Genomic DNA, 23,105 nt, shown 5'->3' with positions numbered 1-23,105 from the left:
CATACGCGCTTATCAAGAAGGACACCCAAGGAAGGATATACTCTCTTATCTTTTCCCGGCCAAGGTATGGCTGAGAAGGGAATTAGCACCAAGCTGGTACAAGGTTGCTAAGACGTCATCGGGCCCTGTCCCTCGGTCTTTCTTGATAAGAATGCTGTAAAGATACACACTTATCCGCAAAAGGCGAATTTTTGTTGCGTTAGGATAGGATGAAATCGAGAACAGGTATGGAGCCAGGCTTTACAGCTGTGCACAAAAGGTATAAAAACAGAAAGGGACACCAAAAGTGTCCCTTTCCTAAAAGAGTTTAATTGTTTTCACTCTATAACTCTTTATACCTTATTATACGGGGGCAAAATCTGATTGTTCTCCCCATAAGCGAGTATTTTCGCTGGAGCAAAACAAAAAGGGACCACCTTGCTGGTGGTCCCTTTTTGTTTCAAAGCCCAAGGGCCTTTTGTATCGGTCAGAATTAAGCTTCTGCTTCTACTTTAGGTACTACAGAAACGAATGAACGGTTCTTAACACCTTTTTTGAATTGAACTACACCGTCAACCATAGCGAACAGTGTGTGGTCTTTGCCCATACCCACGTTCTTACCTGGGTGGTGTGCAGTACCTCTTTGTCTTACAATGATGTTACCAGCGATGATATCCTGGCCACCGTAAATCTTAACGCCAAGTCGTTTAGAATGCGACTCACGACCGTTGTTAGAACTACCAGCTCCTTTTTTGTGTGCCATTTTGTTTAACTATTTACTCAGGGCGATGAAACACCTGAAAAATTCAACGTTTAATTTCTTCTTACTGCTTAACCAATGCTCTCGATCAGGACCTTCGTGAAGTGCTGGCGGTGACCATTCTTCTTACGGTATCCTTTTCTTCTCTTCTTTTTGAAAACGATCACTTTGTCGCCTTTCACGTTGCCAAGGATTTTACCAACCACTTTAACACCGCTAACGAAAGGAGCACCTAAAGTAACAGTGCCGTTATCATCAGTAAGAAGAACATTGGTGAACTCAACGGCGTCACCATCATTGCCGGAAAGCTTGTTAGCGTAGATGAACCTTCCGGCCTCTACTTTGGTCTGTTGACCTGCGATTTCTACAATTGCGTACATCAGCTTCAATGTATGATTTAAAAAATTTTAAGTCTGCAAAATTAGCAGTCTAAAAATTAATATGCAAATCATTGTTCCTTAATTCCTTCTGTTTTTCCAGGCCTTATGCACAACTATGTGGATAACGATGTTGAAATCCACACCCCATAATTTTGCATCGTCTCAAAACACCCATAACACACTAGTCTGCAAACCCTTACAAGCAACCCCTTCGTTCCACGTTTTCCACAAACCGTAAAACCTTCCAGTACTGGACAACACATTTAGCCTGAACGCATGTCCTGATTTTGGATTTTTCACCCTCAGGAATACACCCGCTGCCTCTTAATCCGGCACTCGCTTGCACTTTACAGCACTCTACAACGATTTAATATTGAATTATATATATTTTGTCAAACATATATATTAACAAACACATGTTGATAAGCCTGTTGATTTCAAGTCAATTTTCAGACAATCAAACACTTAACAAAGTGTGTATAAATTGAACAACTTTAGCCCTCCAATTCAAGTTCTTATCACTATATTTGAAGACCTGTTACCTGTTTATCAGGCGGCAGAGAGACGACTTAATAAACAGGTCTGACATCATCAAAAAGCTTTGCAACAGCCTAACATGCTGTCATTCTGAATTTTAGATATCATTTAATGTTTACGCGTATGGAGCCAATACTACAAGAAAACCCGAATCGCTTTGTTTTATTCCCAATACAGCACGACGAGGTGTGGCAGATGTATAAGAAGGCAGAGGCCAGCTTCTGGACTGCCGAGGAGATCGACCTGTCGCAGGACCAGAAAGACTGGGAAAACCTGAACGACGGCGAACGCCACTTCATCAGCCACGTACTGGCATTCTTCGCCGCCTCTGACGGCATCGTAAACGAAAACCTCGCCATCAACTTCATGCAGGAAGTACAGCTACCAGAGGCGCGTTGCTTCTATGGCTTCCAGATCATGATGGAGAATATTCACTCTGAGACTTACTCACTCCTTATAGATACTTATATAAAGAAGCAGTCTGAGAAAGACTACCTCTTTAATGCGCTCGAGACAGTTCCTTGCGTGAAGAGAAAAGGCGAATGGGCGCTGAAGTGGATCAACAGTGAGAAATTCGTGGAAAGACTGATCGCGTTTGCGGCTGTGGAGGGCATCTTCTTCTCCGGCTCTTTCTGCTCTATCTTCTGGCTTAAGAAGCGCGGCCTAATGCCGGGTCTGACCTTCTCGAACGAACTGATCAGCCGCGACGAAGGCCTGCACTGCGATTTCGCCTGCCTGCTTTACTCTATGCTGAACAACAAGCTGCCGGAGAGCCGTGTGCACGAGATTATCCGCGACGCCGTTGAAATTGAGCAGGAGTTCGTAACAGACGCCCTTCCGGTTGACCTGATTGGCATGAACGCCAAACTGATGAGCCAGTACATCGAGTTTGTGGCTGACCGCCTGCTCGTGTCACTTGGTTGCAGCAAAATTTATAACGCCGCTAATCCATTCGATTTCATGGAAATGATCTCCCTGCAGGGCAAGACCAACTTCTTTGAGAAGCGCGTGGGTGAGTACCAGAAAGCAGGCGTGATGGGTGACAAAGACAAAAACGTTTTTTCGCTCGACGAAGATTTTTAGCAAACAAAATTTGTCGTAAGTTTAGGAGATAAAGGGCGCCGGGCTTTTGTCCGGCCGCTTCCTAAATTACCTTATACCATCCGGATGCAGGTATAGCCAACCGCGCCAACACCCGCAACACCGGACCTTATACCTGGCAATGATCGCCAGACGGAGCATCCGCCTCCGAATTTGTGAAAGCAATTGGCTTTAGCTGTTAAACTATAGTATTTCAACGGATTACGTCTATATACACGTATTTCCTTATGAAAATATTAGCATGTATCAAACCGCTGCATTGGTAGCGGCTCTCTTATACCTATACCTTATAATTAACCCGGGCTTTTGACTCCCGCTAAATGTATACGCTATGTTAGTAGTTAAACGAGACGGCAGACGCGAATCCGTCAAATTCGACAAAATTACCGCACGCATCGAAAAGCTGTGCTATGGTCTGAACATGGACTATGTGTCGCCGATTGAGGTGGCCAAGAAAGTAATTGACGGCATTTACGACGGCGTAAGCACCATAGAGTTGGACAACCTGGCGGCAGAAACAGCTGCTTCGCTCACGACCAAGCATCCGGACTACGCGGTGCTGGCGGCACGTGTGGCGATCTCCAGCCTGCACAAGGTGACGAGCAAGTCATTCTCCAACACCATGAAGCGCCTCTATACCTACGAGGACCCGAAAACAGGCGAGAACGCGTCACTGCTGGCCAAGGATGTGTACGAGATCATCCGTAAGCATGCCGCTACGCTGGACTCGACCATCATTTACGACCGGGATTACAACTACGATTATTTTGGATACAAAACGCTGGAGCGCTCATACCTGCTTCGCCTGGATGGCAAGATCGTGGAGCGCCCGCAGCATATGTTGATGCGTGTGGCCGTGGGTATCCATAAGGAGGACATCGAATCTGCCATCGAGACTTATAATCTCATGTCTGAAAAGTGGTTTACGCACGCCACACCAACATTATTCAATGCCGGCACACCAAAGCCGCAGTTGTCTTCGTGCTTCCTGCTTACCATGCAAGACGACAGCATACCTGGCATCTACGACACCCTGAAGCAATGCGCCCAGATCTCGCAGAGCGCTGGTGGTATCGGCCTGAGCATCCACAACGTGCGTGCAACAGGCTCTTATATCAAAGGTACGAATGGCACCTCTAACGGTATCATCCCGATGCTGAAGGTGTTCAACGACACAGCCCGCTACGTGGACCAGGGTGGTGGCAAGCGCAAAGGTGCTTTCGCGATCTACCTGGAGCCATGGCATGCCGACATCTTCGAGTTCCTGGACCTGAAGAAGAACCACGGTAAAGAAGAAAACCGTGCCCGTGACCTATTCTATGCCCTTTGGACGCCAGACTTGTTCATGAAGCGAGTAGAGCAAAACGGCGACTGGAGCCTGTTCTGCCCGAATGAAGCACCAGGCCTAGGCGACAGCTGGGGACAGGAGTTTGAGCGCCTGTACGAGAAGTACGAGCGTGAAGGCCGTGCCCGCAAGACGGTAAAAGCACAAGACCTGTGGTTTGCCGTGCTGGAGTCTCAGATCGAGACAGGTACGCCGTACATGCTTTATAAGGATGCCGCCAACAGCAAGAGCAATCAGCAAAACCTGGGTACGATCAAGAGCTCCAACCTCTGCACCGAGATCATGGAGTACACCAGCCAGGACGAGGTAGCGGTATGTAACCTGGCATCGCTTGCGTTGCCACGCTATATCAAAGAAGAAGGCGGTCATAAGACGTTCGACCACCAGAAGCTGTTCGACGTGACGTACCACGTGACGAAGAACCTGAACAAGGTGATCGATATTAACTACTACCCAGTGCCTGAGGCCCGCAACTCCAACATGCGCCACCGTCCGATCGGATTGGGCGTGCAAGGTTTAGCGGACACTTTCATTGCACTGCGTATGCCGTTTGAGAGCGACGAAGCCCGTGGCCTGAACAAAGACATCTTCGAGACCATTTACTTTGCCTCTATGACGGCGTCTAAGGACCTGGCGAAGAAAGACGGTGCTTACGAAACGTTCAAAGGATCACCTCTGTCAGAAGGTAAATTCCAGTTCGATATGTGGGGTGTAACACCAGACAGCGGTCGTTGGGATTGGGAAGAGCTGCGTCAGGAAGTAGTGAAGCACGGTGTGCGTAACTCCCTGCTGGTAGCGCCTATGCCTACTGCCTCAACAGCACAGATCCTGGGCAACAACGAGTCGTTTGAGCCTTATACCTCTAACATCTATGTGCGTCGCGTGCTTTCAGGCGAGTTCATGGTTGTGAACAAGCACCTGCTGAAGGACCTGATCAGCCTGGGTCTGTGGAATGACAAGATGAAGAACGCCATCATCGCAGCCAATGGCTCCGTGCAGGACATCCCGAACATCCCGCAAAACATCAAAGACCTGTATAAGACAGTATGGGAGATCAGCCAGCGTACAGTAATCGACATGAGTGCTGACCGTGGTGCCTACATCTGCCAGAGCCAGTCGCTGAACCTGCACGTGATGAACGTGAACTTCGGCAAGCTGACTTCGATGCATTTCCACGCCTGGAAGAAAGGCTTGAAGACAGGTATGTACTACCTGCGCACCAAAGCCGCTGTAGATGCCATCAAGTTCACGGTGGAGAAACAGGCCGCCGAAACACTGGAGCCGGTTTACAACAGCCAAGACCAGAATCGCAACGACATGAGTTGCTCCCTAGATAACCCAGACGCTTGCGAAGCTTGCGGATCGTAAATAACTGAAGAAGGAGGGCTTATTGTCCTCCTTCTTTTTTGCCCTCCGCAAGTGCACCCTGTGTTACCGCTGATTCCCCGTCAGTGGCTGGAATAGTGTTGTTTAGACTTTTAGAAAAAATCCCCATCGAGAAAATGAACCCATACATAATCCCTAAAGAAGTACTTGATGCATTACGCGAGTGTATCCTTAATATCTTTTGGCCAAAAAATGATGTATTAGATTTTTTAAAATCATGTGGTAGTCCAACTGTTATATTAAATAAGCTTCATAGCCAAAAGCACGAACTAACGCGTAAGGAAATAATAAATATTGCCTTTAGTCAGCTTTGTCAAAACCACGATAATGGAATTGGCCCAATAAGAAGAATGATTCATGAATTGAAGAGTTGGTCTACTTTTAACAGTATTCATTTTGAAGTTGGGGGTAACTTAGACGTTAAGAAAGCTCAACATGCTATTTCTCATTTGAGAAAATTACAGGAATCTAAGGATTCACAGTTAAGAGAAGCAGAAAAGGAAAGGCATAAAATACAACAAGCTACGCAGCGTGAACTGAAAGCGGAAACGCTCAAAAATAAGTTCTTCTTACTCTATAAGGGTAAAGATGAATATGAGAAAGAAATAAATTTTCAAAAACGTGGGTATTTATTTGAAGCATTATTGAAGGATTTAGCTGTACTAGAAGGTTTAACAACAACCGAGTCTTTCAGTTTTAATATTCTTGGTGAACAAATTGATGGTGCCATAAAATATGATGGAGAGCACTACATTATAGAGGCAAAATGGCAAGAAAAAGTGGTCGCCTCTAACGCACTATATCAATTTGCACATAAAATTGAAGGCAAAATGTATGGCAGAGGTATTTTTATATCTATTAATGGGTTTTCCCCTGAATCTGTTAATGCTTTAACAAAAGGCAAATCACTAAAAAGCATACTTGTCGATGGAGCAGATTTAATACTTGTTGTTGAAGGGCTTTATACTTTTTCTGAAATGCTAGATAGAAAGATTAAGGCAGCTCAAACTATGGGTAACATCTATGTTAGTGTATATGATTTGAAAGACAAATGCTTCGCTGCATAATTTTTTTAATCTAAATGCATCCTTAGTTCCACCTAAGGATGCATTTAGGTTAGGGATATGAAGGAATTGCAACTATTACATCAAGAATATGGATGTCATCAAAATTTTTAAAATAATTGACAGCTACTTGCTCAATATCACCTAAAAGCCATAAGCAGTAATATAGAATGGAATCCGTAAGCTTTTCGGTAAATTGAGTTTTAGGTCTACTACTCCATAACTACCTCCAACACCAAAACACTAAACAATTTGCTTCAGTAAAAGCTTTTATACCTTAAAAGCCGAAAGGGCTATACCTATCATACTGAAGCTATACCTGTGAGCGCACAACCTGACCAGAACGATAAAAACCGACACGGTATAAGCCGCCGCAGTTTTCTAGGCAGATCCATTTTGCTTGGTGCGGCTGGAGTCGCAGGCTATACCAACGCCTTTGCCGATACAATATCAGCACCCCTGCAGAAGCGAGACCTAAACCTTCCGCCCCAAGGCCACTACCTCATCAAGAACACCTATGTCCTCACCATGGACGCAAAGTTGGGAGACTTGAAGCAAGGCGATGTGCTGGTGCAGGGCGGCGAGATAAAGCAAGTGGGGCAGCAGTTAAGGGCAGCCGGTGCGGAAGTGATACAGGGAGAAGGCATGATCGTGATGCCGGGCCTGGTAGAAACGCACTGGCACCTCTGGACCTCCCTGCTGCGCAGTATGGCCGGTGACCGGGAGGGCAGGGGATATTTTGACATCACTCGTACGGTGGGTCAGCACCACACCCCAGAGAGCATGTATGCCGCTACACGGTTGGCGATTGCAGAGGCCATTCATTCAGGTATAACCACTTTGCACGATTGGAGCCACAATGCCCGCGGCCCGGCCTTTGCGGAGGCTAGCCTGCAAGCCCTGCGCGAAGCAGGTATACGGGGACGCTATTCGCTTGGTGTGCCGGCCGGAAAAGGTGGCGTAGTCGACCTGCAGCTGCTCGAAAGATTGAAGAAGAACTGGCCCAAGCTAGCCAGTGACACCTTGCACCTTGGCGTAGCCTGGCCAGGTATAAACGACAGAAAGGAACAAGGGATAAAAGAGTTGAAACTTGCCCAGCAGCTCGGTATACCTGTGTCTGTACATGCCAGTAGAGCAGGCGTGATCAGCGGACTGATGCGAGAGAACTTACTCGCTGAAGGTATGCAGCTCATCCATTGCAAAGATGCCACCTTAAGCGAAATACAAGGTATAGCAAAGGCCGGTGCGGTCGCCAGTTTATCGCCCTTCTCGGAGTTGCGCATTGGGTACGGCATACCTCCCGTAAAAGAGCTGCTGGATACAGGCGTTACCATCGGCATCTCAGCGGACACTACTACGCTCACAGGTAATGCTGACTTGTTTGCGGCGCTCAAGATACTTCTGAACCTGGCCAATGCACTTAACAGAAGTGAGTTTGCTCTCAGTGCTAAACGCACGTTGGAGATCGGCACAATCGAAGGGGCCCGTTCTCTTGGGCTATCAGATCATATAGGCTCCCTTACCCCAGGCAAGCGTGCAGACCTGATCATGCTCTCCACCAATGCCTTGAATCTGAGCTATGTTACGGAACCGTATCAACTGATCGTAGAAGCTGCACAACCAGCTAATGTGCACACCGTCATGATTGATGGGAGAATCCTGAAAAGGAACCATACCCTTACTCACTTGAAGAAGGATAAAATTATGGCAGAAGCCAAGGCTGAGTTCGGAAAGATAATGAGCAAGAGTGGCTGGTAAGAATACTTTACCTTATCCTAAATGGATCAGTTGGTGTTGCGGGACAAGAGATTTGGGGGTCTCCAGCAACCACTGCATCGCCTCATGCTCGTTTTCAAAATCTTTAAGTTCTAAAGGCTGCTCCAACATATATCCTCTGTCAATCATTGTATCTACCGCCTCCCGATTATGCTCAAATTTGGAAGGTATACGGGCTAGTCGCTTCAATGAGCTTTTAGCCATTTGAGGCACATGCACCTCCAAGCTCCATTTCAGGTCTGCAGGCGAAATAATACCCATCAGCCGATCATCAGCCAACCACCTTGTCAGAGAAAAACGGTTGATCATGTCATGGCAAAGCAGATAAGCCTCTCTAAGCTCGGCACCTTGTAAATGACCGCGCCATTCGGCTTTGCCTAGCTTTTGAACTTTGTCATACGAAAGCTTAACAAAGCTATTTTGAAAGTAGAGTTGCATCAAGAGAATTTCCTCTCAGGTAAAATTGTAAATAAGTTTTTGGAGTAGCTCAAGGATGAAGATGGTTGTGTGGCAAGGCCTGCTCAAAACTAAGCCTGGGCTTGCACAGGTAGTGGCTCTTGCAGCCATACCATCGCAGCTTCCAGTCTTTCAAAATCCCTAAACGCCATGTCTCCCAAATTATCAGCCCGTTTAATGATCTGCTCGACAGCCATCCTATTGAATAAATCTTCTGAAACGACTGATGCATTACGACGCAGTGTTCCGGCAGCAAGCCTGGGCATAACATACTCCACAAACCAGTCCTGATCAGCCTGCCGGATAGCCCTTAGCTTGCGGTTATCGCCAAGCCAACGCAGGAGCTTATGCTCCTCCATCAAATCAAGGCAGATTTCCACTGCTTTCCTAAACTCCGCACTACTCAAAAACCCGTTCCAGACAGCCATACCAAGCTGCTTGTCCAAATCATAAGAGATCGTTACGACGTCGTTCTGAAAGTAGGTAATCATCATAAGGCTGTCCCTGCAACTACTTTGGGGTGCAAATATACTTTGTAACCGTATACGAGCAATACTTAGAATTGCACTTTTACTTTACAAAAAAATTTAAGGAGCCCATTGATTCCGTCATCATAAATATAGTCTGCTTTGCTGAAAAATTAATGGCACAACTACTAATTTATTTAAATAAAAGCGCTGGATTCCTGTTCTACAACAGAAACCCAGCGCTTTATCAGTGTATCTATCAGCAACTATTGACGTTGCATATTCTGTCCATTGTCAGTGCGCGTCGCCACCATAATAGCCACACGGCGGTTTTTCTGCCTTCCTTCAGGAGTCTCGTTTGTAGCAATCGGTCTTTCCTGACCAACAGCTTCAATTGACATGCGGGAGGCATTGATATCTGTGTTATTTTGCAGCCAGTCCCTTACAGCATTCGCACGGTCTTCGGCGAGTTGCTTGTTATAGGATGCACTTGCAGTAGAGTCGGTATGGCCTACAATGCGGATAGGACCACGTGCGCTCATATCATTGATTGACTCGGCAATACTGCGCAACTTATCCTCTGCTCCATCACGGAGTGTAGCTTTGTCCAGGTCGAAGAGTACCTTATCTTCCATGGTATAAATAGTATAGCCTGGGTTGCTTCGCACTTCCACATCACGGTCTTGCACGCGTCGGTCCGTTACAACTGGAGCATTATAGTCTACACTGGACCAGAAGCTTTCGTCTACGCTAATGATTTCGGCACCATCAGCCTCTACAACACCAGGTAAGTCTCCATACATGACAGCTGTGTCTGCCGAGGCAATCTCCTGCACGTCCTCTGCGGTATCTACTCTTTTATCTGTTTCACTGCAGGCGGCAAAAGAGGCTGCAGCTATCAAGCATGCAAATGTTATTACTTTTCTCATATCTATCATTGTGTTTAGTCCTATTAAATCCTACGGGGTTAAACCTGATTCGTTTAATATGGCGACACACAAGCCACTTGAGCTGCTGCATATTTCATACATAAAAGAAAGGGGCTAGCCACACAGGCTAGCCCCTTTCTTTTATGTATGTTGATTACTGATTAACGCTTCATGAAACGGATTACTTCTTTCTGTGCACCTGTCGTCACCGTAACGAAGTATATGCCATTCTGCAGATGCTGCACTGGCAACACCACTTGACGCTCCGAAGGATTCTGAATCGCCAGCAGTTGCTTTCCAGTCATATCAGCCACTGAGATCATCACTTGCTCGTCAGATGCTGCTAATCTCACTGTAACTTCATGCGAGGCCAGCGTTGGGTATACAGTAGAGGAAGCAACAGCGGCATTGTTAACAGCGACTACTTTAGAGTATTCAAATGCTCCGTCAAAGTCAACTTGCTTCAGGCGATAATAGTTGATCCCGGCAGCAGCTCTTGTGTCAAGGTAGCTATAGTTTTGCACAAGGGACGTGGTGCCGACCTTACTTTCAATGAAAGCTATCTTTCTGAAATTTTTACCGTCCGCTGATACCTCTACTTCAAAGCCTTTGTTGTCTAGCTCGGATGCCGTTTTCCAGCTAAGCTGCACACCATCCTTCGTTGACTGGGCCTTGAAAGAAACCAATTCGACAGGAAGGGAAACGATTTCCTGAGAAGTTACATCTAGTGATGATTCATCATAGCATACTGATGAAATGGGAGTTATAATAGCGCGAAAATAAGTATCTGCCCCTGGTACACTTGAAATGTCAAAAGTTGCAGGAGATGAAGCAGGAGCTTCAGTAATACCCAAAATTGTAGGTTCTCCGTTCTTAACGGATTGCCAAGTAATACTAATAGCATGTCCACTATCAATGACCTCTGAATTTAGTTTGATAGTACCTGGTTTACCAACTTCCAAAGTTTGTCTGACGAACTCTGTATTGCCAAACTGTATGGGCCTTACAGTTGCTGTAATAGGCACTCTGGCACTTTCACAACCAGTTGCGTTAGTTACTATGCTGACATAATATGTTTTAATGCCAACAGAAAGTGATGAGGTTGTATAATCTTGACCAGTAGCCACAGACGTACCACCGGTAGAAGCTGTATACCAACGATAACCCTGTCCCGATACAGCACCAGATGCTGATAATACTAAACTTCCAACTCCGCAACGACTTCTGTTAGTAACTTTAGGACTAGTAGGCATTGCATTGATAGTGGCGGTAACAAGCCTCCTAGGACTTTCACAAGAACCTGGCACTGCCGTTGAAACATAATACTGACCAGCGCTAGCTGTTGTGTATGTTGCTCCTGTTGCTATTGCTATGCCACCAGTTGCCTGAGAATACCATTGGTAAACAGCTCCAGCAGGTGCGCCAAATGCACTAAGGGTAGCTTGCCCGCAACTCGCAATAGATGTAGCTGTTGGAGTACCTACCACTACTAAATTAATTGACGTAGGAGAAAACTTATTTGCTCTTGTTGTCTGTACTTCAATGACTCCTGCATTTGCTATAGAAGCAGCTGGAACTATCACACTGAATGTATTATCACTTCGTGTATAATTTGTAGCCATTACACCATTAAGCGTTACATAAGAACTTCCATTAAAATCATCTCCAACAACAGTAAGTATAAAGCTACCACCCCCTGCAACTACGCAGCTTGGCGAAATAGAAGTTATTTTTTGCCCATACCCATTGATGGTAGTTAATAATATAAAGCTAATAACTAATACTAGTCTAAAGCTAATATTTGCTTTCAGTGTATTAGAAGTAAGGGTAGATGTATAAATGTGTTTCATGGCTTGTCTCTTATACCGCTATATATGAAAGAAACATGCCAGCCTGCCATAACACCATTTTATTTCACTAAAATGCAACACTACATGGAAACCGAGTCTACCTGACGATACCGCAAAAAGGTGTTATTCAACAATTTGAAATAAACCTATCAATATCAAAATTTGCACAAGTACAACTACATTATAGCGCTATACCAAGAATTAAATTAATATATTTCCATGTCTGGGAAAAATTGCACCAATATGGGAAGCTTTTCCATGCTTACACCCTCTTCATATTGTATCACATTTCAGGGCTCATGATGCTATCCACTTTCCACTTATTATCTGAACGGCTTATATACTACCCATATAAAAAGGTCATTCTGGCATAGCCTAAGCACTTTTACTATGGTTTAACGGTCAATTTGGCGGTGTTATCCCTTGGCATTTGTTTTGCATCATTATTCATTGAAAAACTAGAGGAGAAAGAGATGAAGATTATAAAAGATAAAGAGTTTTTAAGATCAATTGCACACCAGATCGACTTACTGAACACAGTAGGCGGTGGTGTGAGTGAAACATACACTGAGGTTAAGAAGAAAAAGAAAAGCGCTGTCATTAATGTATGGGCAGCTGGTGTCAACCCAGAGTCATTCAGGATAGTGCTGCACCAAAATCAACTTACTATATTCTCTGTTTTGCAGAGTCAGGAAGACCCACAGATGGCGGTACCTATGTTTAACCGCATCTTTATGCTGCCACCGCAGGTAGATCAGGGTCGGATTGAGGCAATCTATAAGAATGGGGAGTTGCGGGTGAAGCTGCCCTATCATGACGCTGCGTTGCATCCGCGCCAAATTGATATCCAGCAGTTGTAATAAACATTACCGGCGTGGATGTTCTTTGCGCCAACCCACTACGGCAGTGATGCCCCACACAGCATAAAAGGGAGTAAAGACTGAAGCTAGATATGGATCTATGGCTAATGAGACGATCAACTGGGCTATAAACGTGAGAACAGCTCCCCAAAAGGCAATTCTGTAATACTTATTCCATTTACTCATAACAAGGTGTTAATAAAAATACCCGGCTTCAGGGCCGGGTATTCATTAATCTGAACGCTTCCGCGCGCGATATCTTTTTTTCTAGTATCAGCGGTGGATCGTCTTCTTTCGATATTACTAACGTATAGTTGTTGTTGTTATCCTGATAATAGATGAGCGTCGTCAGATCTTCATAGCCTATGCTAAAGATCTTTCGTGTCTTATCACCATAGTTAAAATAGTGATTGTCTAATTTAACATTCTTTAATAACCTCATATCCCTACATTCATCTGGTATTTTAACGGGTTGTGCCGCTAAAATTGTTTCACATTATTGCTCATGTGCAACCATATTCTTTTTATCTTACCATAAATTGCACTAATCAGACACACTTGCACAATACTTGTAGCAATTAAATCTATATATGTGTCTGATAATAAAAAGCAAACAACATGCCAGGCCTGATATATATATCACTAACAATATAACCTATACTTGCTTAGCGTATTAAATTAAGTATACGAGCAATTCTGAAAATAAACCTGTGTAGCAAGATATTAGCATCCAGTCACTATATTTAAGGTATGTCAGGTGCTTATACTCGTAACAACATAGTTCACTTTACATAACAGACTGAGGGCACTACTATCAGAGCTGTTTTTCTTACAAAATGATCCTGCAACATGGCTGAGCAAAAAAGCAACAGGCTTTATGGTTTGTTTTTCTTTATAGTTTTCGAAGTATTGGTCTTTTATTTGCTGAGCAATCTGGTGTCGGGTATGGGAATGGATAACCAGTATCAGGCAGAGAACACCATCGTGCCGAATTGGGTAAAAGCGGTTACTTTTATACTCTTATATATATTATGCGTACTGATAGCCGTTGTATTCGTGAGCAATGTTGTGCCCAGCAAGCACAGGGGCCAGCTGATGAGCTGGGTATACCTGGCACTGGCAGGCATGCTCGTCATGCTCGCGCTTATCTTCTAAGTCTAAGCCTATTTTAAGTTTTAGCTGAAATCACCCACACATGAACAAGACAATATTTGCACTTTTTGTCTGCCTGCTGTTTAGCTTTGGTTTGCAAGCACAGGAGTACTCTCAGGAAAACTACCAGCCACAACGCCAGAAAGGGCGTCATTTTCTGCAGCTCCGCAACGGCCAGGTGGTGTATGGCAACAGGGTCCAGTACAAGTCACCTCTCTTCAAGCAGGATTTCTTCCTGGTTGACGACACGCTGAAGTATGCTCCGGAGCTGGTAGATGTATACCAGAACAACGATGGATACTTTGCCAGAGTAGCTGCCGGCAACCGTTTTGATGCCTTTGCCAAGCGAATAATGGAAGGGCCACGTATCTCTAAGTTCTTCACGACTACAATTGATTACGCAGCCATGGGGTATCACCCATATGGGTACGGTATGCCTCGCACTAGTCGCCGCCGCATTTACTTCTTCTCCAAGGACAATGGACCGCTGATGACTTTTAACCAGCAAAATCTGGAGCAGGCGCTTGCCGACAACTCTTCCAGTATGCTGCTGATTCAGCGTCATAAGCGCGAAAAGACGATCTCGACTGTGATGGGTATAGCAGGCGCGGGTCTGCTTACCTATGGCTTGCTTTCTTCTTCTCAGAGCTCTACCAATCCGAATTCTGTTAGTGTGTCGCCAGCGGTGTATGCCGGAGCTGGCCTCATAGCCGTGCCACTGGTTATTCAGCTCTTCCGAAAAGACAAGCTGACACAAGCCGTTGATGTGTACAACTACCAGGTAAAACAGTAACACAGCACATGCCTGATCTGCTCCTGCTACACGGCGCCCTGGGGGCTGCCAGCACCCTGCAGCCCTTACAGCAACTGCTAAAGACAGACTTTACAGTGCACACAATGAATTTTCAGGGGCATGGAGGTAATGGGCTGCCTGATAAACCATTTCGGATTGAGCAGTTTGCAGAGGATGTGCTCCGCTACCTTGACCAGCATCAGCTACAGCGTGTAGATATATTTGGGTATAGCATGGGGGGCTATGTAGCGCTATACCTGGCGCTTCAGTACCCTGATAGGGTAGGGAGCATCTTTACGTTAGCCACCAAGTTTGCCTGGAGCCCGGATACGGCGGCCAAAGAAGTGAAAATGCTGCAACCTGATAAGGTACAGGAGAAGGTTCCAGCTTTCGCCGCTATACTTGCCGAGCGTCACCAGCCCACTGACTGGCGGGAGGTTATGCGCTACACAGCGGATATGATGTTGCACTTAGGCAACGATCCATTACTCACCGAGGAAGCCCTTTCGCGCATACAGCTGCCTGTCCGGGTCAGTGTTGGCGACCGCGACCATATGGTCAGTCTGCAGGAAACGGCCTGGGCGTACCAGCAGCTGCCAAACGCCAGCCTGCAGGTGTTTCCTAACACGCATCACCCGCTGGAGAGGGTTGACTTAGATCAGCTGCAGCACCAGATACGACAATTCTTTGGCAAACCCATCGTTTAAGGCTATATTAGGCATTAACAATACCTATTGCGAGTACTTATGCGATTAAAACACATCTCTGGCACCTTACTGATAGCAGCTTTATTGACAACCAGTGCCTGCACCACTTCTAAGCCCGCACCAGGTCAGCGTGGCTATACCGAAGCAGGAAAAGCCTCTTATTACAGCAACAAGTTGCACGGCCGCAAGATGGCCAATGGTGAAGCCTATAACCGCAGAAAGCTGACAGCCGCGCACCGCACTCTTCCATTCGGCACTAAAGTGAAAGTCACCAATCTGCAGACGAACAAAACAGTAAAGGTAAGTATAACAGACCGGGGGCCTTTTGTAAAAGGGCGCGTAATTGATCTGAGTGAGGCCGCAGCCAAACGGCTTGACTACATCAGCGCAGGTATAGTGCCTGTAGAAGTGAAGGTTGTAAAGCCTGCTCCTGTACGCTAACACATGACTTGCTTACATTTACCACCTTTGAGATAACCCTTACCCTGATCTTCCTAAAAACCTACAAATATTCCAACTAAACATTTGGAATACTGTATTTTAAATTATAATTTTGAGCATGCTTAAAAAGTGGAAATCCCTTTCAGTGACAACTGGTTTAGCAACATTACTGTTGCTGGGTGTAACTGCTACGCCTAATGCCGCTCACCTGAACAATGGCAATTCCACCGCTGAAGCCACCACTGTTATTGCGCCTAACACCAACAGCCCGGCTGCCACTAACGCCACAGAGCCTGCCACTCCTAAAAAGCAGAAATCGGTTCTGGATGCTGATGCTCTCGATAGCCCTTTTTCTTTTTTCAAAGATCTTTCTGGCTCAGACGAAGACGACTCATCTGATGTAACGGTGAAGTCGAGCACGGTAATATTGGCTTTGAAGGCACTCGCTGCTACATTGCTTTCCACTATTATGTAATTGCCCTTTACTCGCTTTATAAAAGACGCAAGGCTGACTTAGATCAGCCTTTTTTGTTTTTAACCAATTGCCTACCTGCTATACCTTAGGCGCCACATCAGTGAGGATCAGATAAGAGGCTTAAACTTCCACGCTTATACCTGCGCTATAACAAGTCGGTGAGTAGCGCCAGCGCTAGCCCGACAAGGGTTGCCAGCAGCTTGTTCCGGTTAAAGCGGTGATCAGGGCTTGTCTCGAAGAGAATAGTAGTGGAAATATGCAGGAAGTTGCCAGCCACCAAACCTGTAAGCGCAGTAAAGACTGCCTCACCACCTATGTTGTCCTTTATGATGTAGTTGCTTACCAGTATACCTAGCGGAGATCCTATAGCAAAGATAAGCAGCCACAAAAAGGCCTTACGAAAAGAGCCGATACGCGACATCAGCACCGACATCAGCGCAAAGGCAGCCGGCACGTGGTGTATGGCTATACCTAGCAGTACGGCGTAAAAGTTCTCGCCCGTGTGATGGTGCCCCACGTGGCGTTCGCCCCCCTCCACCAGTATACTTCCTTCCAGAAAAGAATGTATGAATAGTGAGCCAAGCAGCAGAAAGGGCATTGAACCTACATGCCCATGGCTGTGATGATTGGTTTGCATGTGCCCATGCTCCACACCGTGCGAAAACAGCTCCAGCACCAATTGCAGAAAGAAGCCGGCCAGCACCCAATACCCTACGCGATGGGGATTAGGGTTACCTAGCAGCACATCAGGCAGCAGGTGAACGATTGTGATCGTGAACAGGTATGCGCCGCTAAAAGCCAGCGCCATCTTTAGCCAGCGACTGTTATCTGGCGGAAACACCTTGACGAGGAAGCTCGAGAGCACCACCGTGAAGAAGAGCACAAGTATAGCTATGATCATACCGCGTTATTTTTTTAGCACGAAAATGATTCGCTCGCTTTTTTCCGGATCAAATGGATACAGCTTGTAGTCACCAAATACCTCCCCCAAACGCAACTTGGCAATGCTGAAGTACTCCATGAAGTTCTCTTGCCGCAATGCGCGCACACGCTCTTCAAAGCAGTAATTCCGTCCTTTATCCTCAAACCGGATGGTTTTCACAATGAAGTCGTGCTCCACCTTGCGACTGATATCAAACAGAATACCCTGCACCTCCTTTTGCTCATGTGCAACTAAACGCTCAATGGTGCGGTCAGTGTTCATGAAGTCGATCACCAGTTTACCACCGTGCTTCAGGTTAGCTGCCGCAGCCTTCAAGGCCACCACGTTTTCTGTCTCACTCTCGAAATAGCCAAAGCTGGTGAACAGATTCAGCACAAAATCGAAGCTTTCGGGCTTGTATACCTCTCGCATGTCGTGCACGTCGAAGTGCAGGTGCTCCTTTTCGTACTGCCGGGCATAGGCGATGCTTTTCTCAGACAGGTCTATACCTGTCACATCATAGCCCAGCTGGTTGAGGTAAAGTGAATGACGGCCTTTGCCGCAGGCAAGGTCCAGTATTTTGTGCTGTGGTTTGGGGTGCAGGTAGGCCAGCAGGTTGTCCATGAACAGCCGGGCATCGCGGTCGTCGCGGTTGCTGTAGAGGATGTGATAGTAAGGGGAGTCAAACCAAGTGCTGAACCACTCTTCCTGTTGGGCCATAGGAGCAATGAAAATGCAATAAGGGTGCAAATATACCTTTTATTTTTGGAACATGGGTATACGCAACCAAGCAGGCCAGGTATAGCCATTTTGCCTGTAAAGCAAAAGTCATAAAAAAACCTGCCGTCGCTGTTGATTATCAGCTACGGCAGGTCTTAGCTTTTTTACGCAGAACTATCGCTTCGTAGCTCCGGCAGGAGAGTTCACTTCTTCTGTTTCACGGATGCTGTCGCCTGGCTGGATGGTGTTTCCGCCCAAATCTCTGTCAGGCATGATGTTTTCACCTCCGTGTGTATCAGTATGCACAGTATGATCCTCACCGCCCATGTCAGACACATTGTTAGTGCTGCGAGTGCCAGGCTGTACATAGTCTACAGAGGCTTTACCGCTTGGTCTGTTATCTTTTGGCGTGTCGCATGAAATCATCGCCAGGCCACAAACTGCTGAAAATACTGCAAGTACGTTCTTATTCATCTCTATTTTTAGGTTATAAGTCTTTATTATAAAGCACTACTACACAATGCAGTAGCAAATCTATTCTTACGGTAGGTATACAGGCGTAGGTTCTGTAGTAACTAAGCGATCAACTCCTTACGGCGCAGCATCGACTCCAGCAACTTGATATCGTTCGGGTTGTTGAAGATGCGGAAAGGCAGCATCACAAACACCGGTGCCTGGAATGTCTTAGCCAGCCAGCCTTTCCAGCCGCCTGGCAGCTGGGCCTCGGTTGGTGGCTTGAGCCACATTACGTACGACTCGCCTTTACGCTCCACAGAGCCAATCATATCCCAGGTCAGGGTCATACCCTCGCGCTCGTTACGCTTCAGGATGATCTGGCGGGAGTCGATCTCGTAGCTCAATTTCTCAAACAGCGGATTGCCCTGCTCCATTTGCGTTACACCCATCACTTGAGCCGAACGGAGCAGCACAAAAATAAGGGTAACCAGAACAGCACCCGCTACCCACCACCAGGAAAAGCTAAACACAGCCGGCAGCAGGAAAAGCACCAGCGGTATAAGCGCCATCCACCAATCTTTGCGCCATACCTTCGCAAGGGCTATACCTGTAAAAGTATTTTTTTCCAGTTGGTACTTCTTGGTGCGAATGGCATTCGGAGCAGCATTTGACTGCATCCGGTAACGTTGATTTTGTTGCATAAAAAAATAAAATATAAGCGCCCGCTCCCCATGGAGCAGGTATAAGTTCAATTAATAAGCCTTCAGGCTGAGGTCCATGCTCTTGATAGAGTGCGTCAAAGCTCCTACCGATATAAAGTCAACACCGCACTTGGCCACCTCCGCAATAGTCGCTTCTGTAATACCGCCTGATGCTTCTGTTTCGAAACGGCCGCCGATAAGTGCTACTGCCTCCTTCATCATCTCCGGTGTCATGTTATCGAGCATGATCCGATGAATACCGCCGGTCTCGAGCGCCTCTTTCACCTCCTCCAGGTTGCGGGTCTCCACCTCAATGCGCAGGTCCTTGCCTTTTTCTTTGAGGTAGCGTTGCGTCGCTTCTATGGCTTCGCGTATACCTCCGGCATAATCCACGTGGTTGTCCTTTAGGATGATCATATCGAACAAGCCGAAGCGGTGATTCACGCCGCCGCCAATCAGCACTGCCCATTTTTCCATGATGCGGAAGTTCGGTGTGGTTTTACGGGTATCCAGTAGCTTAGCCTTCGTACCGGCAATCAGCGAATTCAGGTAATGGGTATAGGTAGCAATGCCGCTCATGCGCTGCATGCAGTTCAATACCAGTCGCTCGGCCGTGAGGATGGACTGTGCCTTGCCTTTTACGGTCAGGGCTATGTCACCAAACTTCACTTCGGCACCGTCCTGCAGCAGTACTTCCACCTGCAGCTCCGGGTCTACTTGCTTAAAGATGTAACCAGCCAGCTCCACGCCAGCCAGTATGCCGTCACCCTTCACCAGCAGTCTTGCCTGGTTCTGGGCATCGTTCGGAATAGAGGCCAGCGACGAGTGGTCGCCATCGCCTATATCTTCGGCCAGGGCCCTGGATATAAACTCGGCTATGCTTTGTTCTGTCAGGTATGATGCTTTCACGGTGCAAAAATAAAAAAAGGCCCGGTATATATCCCGAGCCTTGCTAAAAATCTCACTATTATCTGCTTAATCTTTTATGAAATCGACAGAATGGATCAGGAATTTGCCTCCTGCGTCCTTCACACGGATCAAAACGGTATAAGAACCGTTGCGATGCGTATAGGTGCCGATCACATAACGCTTGTCTTTCCGAACAGACTCACTCGGAGTCGGGAAGTTGTAAGCAAAACCTGTAGGCGGGTTTTTGCTGAAGAAATTCTTCATTACAAACTCCGCCTGCGTCTTGCTGTAGTCAGTGGCCTTCTCATCTGCAAACGACAAGCTTACCTTGCTGTCGAAGTGCCGGGCCAAATCTTTAGCCGATCCTGCACGCATGGCAGCCTCCACCCCGTCAAATACATCTTTCTGAGCAAGGGCCTGGCCAGATGCAAATAAGGAAGTGACAAAAGCTAAGAAAAGTACTACAGCAATGTTTTTAAAGTTTTTCATAAGGTGTGTAAGTAATCTCGTCCTCGTATCAGCTAAAACTATGCCAACAAAAGTCTTAAGCAAGGTCCCAAATTTATTAGGAATAATCAATATTTACCGATGTAACGGGATTAATATATCTGCCGTTACAGACGCATATCCGGTGTAGCTTTTTATTCACCAGGTCGACAGCTGCCACGCTGTTCTCTACAGTCCTATGCAGGACATGACTCCCGGCATCAGCTACAATTTAAGCATTTATGGCGAGGCGTCCCATTACCAATGCATAAATCAGCCATATAAGCCATAAGGCACCACAGATTATCTTATATTTGCACTATGGATAAAAAGGTAATGCTCATGATTCTGGATGGTTGGGGAATCGCTACCAACCCAGAGGTTTCAGCTATTCATAAGGCGCACACGCCCTTCTACGATCACATCATTCAGACCTACCAGCACACGACGCTGCAGGCTTCTGGCGAGGCAGTAGGGCTTCCGGAGGGGCAGATGGGAAACTCAGAGGTAGGCCACATGAACCTTGGCGCTGGCCGTGTGGTGTACCAGGACCTGGTGCGTATCAATAAATCCATCGCAGAGCATAAACTGGCTGCCATGCCGGCACTTGCTGGCGCTTATACCTTTGCCAAGGAAAACAAGAAGGACGTACACCTGATCGGTCTGCTATCAGACGGTGGCGTGCACTCCCATATAAAGCATCTCAAGGCGCTCTGCACAACCGCCTTCGACTATGGCCTGGACAAGGTATACATTCATGCCTTTATGGATGGCCGCGACACAGATCCGAAGGGAGGCGTGAAGTATATCAATGACCTGGAGCAGCACCTCGAAAACACAACCGGCACCATTGCTTCGGTGATCGGACGCTATTACGCCATGGACCGCGATAACCGCTGGGAGCGCGTGAAACTGGCTTACGACCTATTGGTGCACGGCAAAGGCACACCATCGCAAAACCTCATCAAGTCAGTCCTGGACTCTTACAATGCAGGCGTTACAGATGAGTTTATTCAGCCTATTGTAAAAGTAAACGACGATCAGCAGCCAATCGCCACCATCAAAGACGGCGACGTGGTGATTTGCTTTAACTTCCGCACCGACCGTGGTCGGGAGATCACGCAGGCACTTACGCAGCAGGACTTCCCTGAGCAAAATATGCACAAGCTCAACCTGCAGTACATCACCATGACCAACTACGATGAGACTTTCGTAGGCGTGGATGCCATATTTGAAAAAGATAACCTGAACAATACTCTCGGCGAAGTGGTGGCCAAAGCTGGCCGCAAACAGATTCGCATTGCCGAGACCGAAAAATACCCGCACGTCACCTTTTTCTTCTCTGGTGGTCGTGAGCTCCCTTTTGATGGCGAAAAGCGTCTGCTGTGCCCTTCTCCGAAGGTAGCCACCTATGACCTGCAGCCGGAGATGAGCGCCTACGAGATCCGTGATGCGATTGTGCCGGAGATCCAGCAGAAAACAGCTGACTTTATTTGTCTCAACTTTGCCAACCCTGACATGGTGGGCCATACCGGTGTGTTTGAAGCCGCTGTGAAAGCCTGCGAAGCGGTAGACCGTTGTGCCGAAGCCGTAATCAATGCAGCACTGGAAAGCAACTACGACGTGATTGTGATAGCGGACCATGGCAACGCTGATTTCATGATCAACCCGGACGGCACACCGAACACGGCCCATACCACTAACCTGGTACCCTGCGTACTGGTAAGCAATGACTACAAAGGCACCTTAAGGCCAGGAAAACTGGGCGATATGGCCCCGACTATACTGGACCTGATGGGTATAGCGCAGCCAGCAGAAATGACCGGCGAATCACTTCTTGAGAAAGCGCAATAAGTTGAGCAGCTATCGCATCATCGGACTATTTGCCTTGCTACTTGTACTAGTGGCCTGTGAGCGTCCTACACCGCCGCTTGCGGATGGGAAAGAGCCGGCCTATGATCTGACTGGTTACCTGCAAGAGCAGACTGCCCGCCTGCAACGGGAACAGCCGCCTGTGCTGAAGTCGGTTATCACCAAAGGGCAGCCTACTGAAACCGCTCAGATGGAGGAGATGGATTGGGAGAAAGAACTTGCTATTTTTCAGGAGGTAGATCTGAGCCGACCTGCCCTACGCGATTTTTACAGAGAGGAGCGTCATACCTTGCCTAATGGCAGCACAGTAAGCATTTTCACAAAAGATGCCGAAGCAGCCGCCCCTGTAGAACGCCTCCAGCTTACGGTGTCGCCGTTCCAGAAGCTGGAACGCCTCGAAGCGGTGGTGCTGGAAGAGAACTTACTGTTTTACTCTAAAAGAAACATCAGCCTGACTGCAGAGCCAGGATCTGGTAATTTGTCTGGTTACCGGGTAGAGGGTGTGCAGAAGCTTATTTTCGGAGATTCGCTTCGCTATCGTGTTGATGCCAACCTGTAAGCATACCTGTACAAGTAGCTTC

General features: G+C 46.9%; 24 protein-coding genes and 1 riboswitch. Of the genes, 12 read left to right on the top strand and 12 right to left on the bottom strand.

Going from position 1 to position 23,105, the window contains the following annotated elements; genetic code table 11:
- Nucleotides 1–42 precede the first annotated feature (42 nt).
- Nucleotides 43–152, bottom strand: a riboswitch (SAM riboswitch).
- 320 nt (nt 153–472) lie between these two features.
- Nucleotides 473–742, bottom strand: a complete 270-nt coding sequence (gene rpmA, locus Q1A54_RS15615; RefSeq protein ID WP_076421363.1) for a 50S ribosomal protein L27 — start codon at nt 740–742, stop codon at nt 473–475.
- Between the two features lie 68 nt (nt 743–810).
- Nucleotides 811–1,119 (bottom strand): 50S ribosomal protein L21, encoded by a 309-nt coding sequence (rplU, locus tag Q1A54_RS15610; RefSeq protein WP_007657183.1) that lies wholly within the window; start codon nt 1,117–1,119, stop codon nt 811–813.
- 660 nt (nt 1,120–1,779) lie between these two features.
- Between rplU and Q1A54_RS15605 the strand changes: the two genes are divergently transcribed.
- The 4 genes from Q1A54_RS15605 to Q1A54_RS15590 all read left to right on the top strand — a co-directional run bounded on the left by Q1A54_RS15605 (nt 1,780) and on the right by Q1A54_RS15590 (nt 8,310).
- Complete coding sequence (locus Q1A54_RS15605) at nt 1,780–2,739, top strand: ribonucleoside-diphosphate reductase small subunit (protein WP_196116792.1); 960 nt, start codon at nt 1,780–1,782, stop codon at nt 2,737–2,739.
- Between the two features lie 349 nt (nt 2,740–3,088).
- Complete coding sequence (locus tag Q1A54_RS15600) at nt 3,089–5,470, top strand: ribonucleoside-diphosphate reductase subunit alpha (RefSeq protein WP_299990088.1); 2,382 nt, start codon at nt 3,089–3,091, stop codon at nt 5,468–5,470.
- Nucleotides 5,471–5,604: 134 nt separating this feature from the next.
- The gene (locus Q1A54_RS15595) at nt 5,605–6,555 is read left to right on the top strand and encodes a restriction endonuclease (protein WP_299990086.1); all 951 of its coding nucleotides are present in this window, start codon (nt 5,605–5,607) and stop codon (nt 6,553–6,555) included.
- A 318-nt stretch (nt 6,556–6,873) separates the two neighbouring features.
- Nucleotides 6,874–8,310, top strand: a complete 1,437-nt coding sequence (locus Q1A54_RS15590; RefSeq protein ID WP_299990084.1) for an amidohydrolase family protein — start codon at nt 6,874–6,876, stop codon at nt 8,308–8,310.
- 12 nt (nt 8,311–8,322) lie between these two features.
- Here the strand turns inward: Q1A54_RS15590 and Q1A54_RS15585 are convergent, their stop codons facing one another.
- The 4 genes from Q1A54_RS15585 to Q1A54_RS15570 all read right to left on the bottom strand — a co-directional run bounded on the left by Q1A54_RS15585 (nt 8,323) and on the right by Q1A54_RS15570 (nt 12,030).
- On the bottom strand, nt 8,323–8,766 hold the full coding sequence (locus tag Q1A54_RS15585; protein WP_299990332.1) for a hypothetical protein: 444 nt from the start codon (nt 8,764–8,766) through the stop codon (nt 8,323–8,325).
- Between the two features lie 89 nt (nt 8,767–8,855).
- Nucleotides 8,856–9,278 (bottom strand): hypothetical protein, encoded by a 423-nt coding sequence (locus Q1A54_RS15580; RefSeq protein ID WP_299990082.1) that lies wholly within the window; start codon nt 9,276–9,278, stop codon nt 8,856–8,858.
- Between the two features lie 239 nt (nt 9,279–9,517).
- Nucleotides 9,518–10,180, bottom strand: a complete 663-nt coding sequence (locus tag Q1A54_RS15575; RefSeq protein WP_299990080.1) for an OmpA family protein — start codon at nt 10,178–10,180, stop codon at nt 9,518–9,520.
- Nucleotides 10,181–10,341: 161 nt separating this feature from the next.
- Nucleotides 10,342–12,030 carry a T9SS type A sorting domain-containing protein gene (locus tag Q1A54_RS15570; RefSeq protein WP_299990078.1) on the bottom strand — a complete coding sequence of 563 codons (1,689 nt, stop codon included), beginning with the start codon at nt 12,028–12,030 and terminating at the stop codon, nt 10,342–10,344.
- A gap of 473 nt (nt 12,031–12,503) precedes the next feature.
- Here Q1A54_RS15570 and Q1A54_RS15565 point away from each other — a divergent pair, with 473 nt between their 5' ends.
- From Q1A54_RS15565 to Q1A54_RS15540, 6 genes are all read left to right on the top strand, one after another.
- On the top strand, nt 12,504–12,890 hold the full coding sequence (locus Q1A54_RS15565) for an Hsp20/alpha crystallin family protein (RefSeq protein ID WP_299990076.1): 387 nt from the start codon (nt 12,504–12,506) through the stop codon (nt 12,888–12,890).
- Between the two features lie 849 nt (nt 12,891–13,739).
- Entirely contained in the window at nt 13,740–14,045 is a 306-nt protein-coding gene (locus Q1A54_RS15560) for a hypothetical protein (RefSeq protein ID WP_196116750.1), read from the top strand.
- 40 nt (nt 14,046–14,085) lie between these two features.
- Nucleotides 14,086–14,835: a hypothetical protein gene (locus Q1A54_RS15555; protein WP_196116748.1), complete on the top strand. Its 750-nt coding sequence runs from the start codon at nt 14,086–14,088 to the stop codon at nt 14,833–14,835.
- An 8-nt stretch (nt 14,836–14,843) separates the two neighbouring features.
- A complete protein-coding gene (locus tag Q1A54_RS15550) occupies nt 14,844–15,542 on the top strand; it encodes an alpha/beta hydrolase (protein WP_299990073.1) in 699 nt (232 codons plus the stop codon).
- A gap of 39 nt (nt 15,543–15,581) precedes the next feature.
- The gene (locus tag Q1A54_RS15545) at nt 15,582–15,983 is read left to right on the top strand and encodes a septal ring lytic transglycosylase RlpA family protein (protein ID WP_196116745.1); all 402 of its coding nucleotides are present in this window, start codon (nt 15,582–15,584) and stop codon (nt 15,981–15,983) included.
- Between the two features lie 118 nt (nt 15,984–16,101).
- On the top strand, nt 16,102–16,458 hold the full coding sequence (locus Q1A54_RS15540; RefSeq protein ID WP_299990071.1) for a hypothetical protein: 357 nt from the start codon (nt 16,102–16,104) through the stop codon (nt 16,456–16,458).
- 145 nt (nt 16,459–16,603) lie between these two features.
- Here the strand turns inward: Q1A54_RS15540 and Q1A54_RS15535 are convergent, their stop codons facing one another.
- The 6 genes from Q1A54_RS15535 to Q1A54_RS15510 all read right to left on the bottom strand — a co-directional run bounded on the left by Q1A54_RS15535 (nt 16,604) and on the right by Q1A54_RS15510 (nt 20,655).
- Nucleotides 16,604–17,359 (bottom strand): ZIP family metal transporter, encoded by a 756-nt coding sequence (locus Q1A54_RS15535; protein ID WP_299990069.1) that lies wholly within the window; start codon nt 17,357–17,359, stop codon nt 16,604–16,606.
- Nucleotides 17,360–17,365: 6 nt separating this feature from the next.
- Nucleotides 17,366–18,100: a class I SAM-dependent methyltransferase gene (locus Q1A54_RS15530; RefSeq protein ID WP_299990067.1), complete on the bottom strand. Its 735-nt coding sequence runs from the start codon at nt 18,098–18,100 to the stop codon at nt 17,366–17,368.
- A gap of 174 nt (nt 18,101–18,274) precedes the next feature.
- Complete coding sequence (locus tag Q1A54_RS15525; protein WP_196116728.1) at nt 18,275–18,574, bottom strand: hypothetical protein; 300 nt, start codon at nt 18,572–18,574, stop codon at nt 18,275–18,277.
- 101 nt (nt 18,575–18,675) lie between these two features.
- Nucleotides 18,676–19,257: a hypothetical protein gene (locus tag Q1A54_RS15520; protein WP_299990064.1), complete on the bottom strand. Its 582-nt coding sequence runs from the start codon at nt 19,255–19,257 to the stop codon at nt 18,676–18,678.
- 51 nt (nt 19,258–19,308) lie between these two features.
- Nucleotides 19,309–20,166: a carboxylating nicotinate-nucleotide diphosphorylase gene (nadC, locus tag Q1A54_RS15515; protein WP_299990062.1), complete on the bottom strand. Its 858-nt coding sequence runs from the start codon at nt 20,164–20,166 to the stop codon at nt 19,309–19,311.
- 66 nt (nt 20,167–20,232) lie between these two features.
- Nucleotides 20,233–20,655, bottom strand: a complete 423-nt coding sequence (locus Q1A54_RS15510; RefSeq protein ID WP_196116722.1) for a DUF4783 domain-containing protein — start codon at nt 20,653–20,655, stop codon at nt 20,233–20,235.
- Nucleotides 20,656–20,973: 318 nt separating this feature from the next.
- On the opposite strand from Q1A54_RS15510, the gene gpmI reads away from it, so the two are divergent.
- Nucleotides 20,974–22,506, top strand: a complete 1,533-nt coding sequence (gpmI, locus tag Q1A54_RS15505) for a 2,3-bisphosphoglycerate-independent phosphoglycerate mutase (protein WP_299990059.1) — start codon at nt 20,974–20,976, stop codon at nt 22,504–22,506.
- Entirely contained in the window at nt 22,490–23,083 is a 594-nt protein-coding gene (locus Q1A54_RS15500) for a hypothetical protein (protein ID WP_299990057.1), read from the top strand. The genes gpmI and Q1A54_RS15500 overlap by 17 nt, the downstream gene beginning before the upstream one ends.
- Nucleotides 23,084–23,105 lie beyond the last annotated feature (22 nt).

Source organism: uncultured Pontibacter sp. (assembly GCF_947502515.1).
Taxonomy (GTDB): Bacteria; Bacteroidota; Bacteroidia; order Cytophagales; family Hymenobacteraceae; genus Pontibacter.
The sequence above is the reverse complement of the archived record's forward strand: the minus strand, read 5'-3'. Positions and strand labels throughout refer to the sequence as shown.

Excerpts from the sequence above, each read along its gene's own strand:
- rpmA (WP_076421363.1), bottom strand. The coding sequence starts at position 742 with ATGGCACACAAAAAAGGAGCTGGTAGTTCTAACAACGGTCGTGAGTCG.
- rplU (WP_007657183.1), bottom strand. The coding sequence starts at position 1,119 with ATGTACGCAATTGTAGAAATCGCAGGTCAACAGACCAAAGTAGAGGCC.
- Q1A54_RS15605 (WP_196116792.1), top strand. The coding sequence starts at position 1,780 with ATGGAGCCAATACTACAAGAAAACCCGAATCGCTTTGTTTTATTCCCA.
- Q1A54_RS15600 (WP_299990088.1), top strand. The coding sequence starts at position 3,089 with ATGTTAGTAGTTAAACGAGACGGCAGACGCGAATCCGTCAAATTCGAC.
- Q1A54_RS15595 (WP_299990086.1), top strand. The coding sequence starts at position 5,605 with ATGAACCCATACATAATCCCTAAAGAAGTACTTGATGCATTACGCGAG.
- Q1A54_RS15585 (WP_299990332.1), bottom strand. The coding sequence starts at position 8,766 with ATGCAACTCTACTTTCAAAATAGCTTTGTTAAGCTTTCGTATGACAAA.
- Q1A54_RS15580 (WP_299990082.1), bottom strand. The coding sequence starts at position 9,278 with ATGATGATTACCTACTTTCAGAACGACGTCGTAACGATCTCTTATGAT.
- Q1A54_RS15575 (WP_299990080.1), bottom strand. The coding sequence starts at position 10,180 with ATGAGAAAAGTAATAACATTTGCATGCTTGATAGCTGCAGCCTCTTTT.
- Q1A54_RS15570 (WP_299990078.1), bottom strand. The coding sequence starts at position 12,030 with ATGAAACACATTTATACATCTACCCTTACTTCTAATACACTGAAAGCA.
- Q1A54_RS15565 (WP_299990076.1), top strand. The coding sequence starts at position 12,504 with ATGAAGATTATAAAAGATAAAGAGTTTTTAAGATCAATTGCACACCAG.
- Q1A54_RS15560 (WP_196116750.1), top strand. The coding sequence starts at position 13,740 with ATGGCTGAGCAAAAAAGCAACAGGCTTTATGGTTTGTTTTTCTTTATA.
- Q1A54_RS15555 (WP_196116748.1), top strand. The coding sequence starts at position 14,086 with ATGAACAAGACAATATTTGCACTTTTTGTCTGCCTGCTGTTTAGCTTT.
- Q1A54_RS15550 (WP_299990073.1), top strand. The coding sequence starts at position 14,844 with ATGCCTGATCTGCTCCTGCTACACGGCGCCCTGGGGGCTGCCAGCACC.
- Q1A54_RS15545 (WP_196116745.1), top strand. The coding sequence starts at position 15,582 with ATGCGATTAAAACACATCTCTGGCACCTTACTGATAGCAGCTTTATTG.
- Q1A54_RS15540 (WP_299990071.1), top strand. The coding sequence starts at position 16,102 with ATGCTTAAAAAGTGGAAATCCCTTTCAGTGACAACTGGTTTAGCAACA.
- Q1A54_RS15535 (WP_299990069.1), bottom strand. The coding sequence starts at position 17,359 with ATGATCATAGCTATACTTGTGCTCTTCTTCACGGTGGTGCTCTCGAGC.
- Q1A54_RS15530 (WP_299990067.1), bottom strand. The coding sequence starts at position 18,100 with ATGGCCCAACAGGAAGAGTGGTTCAGCACTTGGTTTGACTCCCCTTAC.
- Q1A54_RS15525 (WP_196116728.1), bottom strand. The coding sequence starts at position 18,574 with ATGAATAAGAACGTACTTGCAGTATTTTCAGCAGTTTGTGGCCTGGCG.
- Q1A54_RS15520 (WP_299990064.1), bottom strand. The coding sequence starts at position 19,257 with ATGCAACAAAATCAACGTTACCGGATGCAGTCAAATGCTGCTCCGAAT.
- Q1A54_RS15510 (WP_196116722.1), bottom strand. The coding sequence starts at position 20,655 with ATGAAAAACTTTAAAAACATTGCTGTAGTACTTTTCTTAGCTTTTGTC.
- gpmI (WP_299990059.1), top strand. The coding sequence starts at position 20,974 with ATGGATAAAAAGGTAATGCTCATGATTCTGGATGGTTGGGGAATCGCT.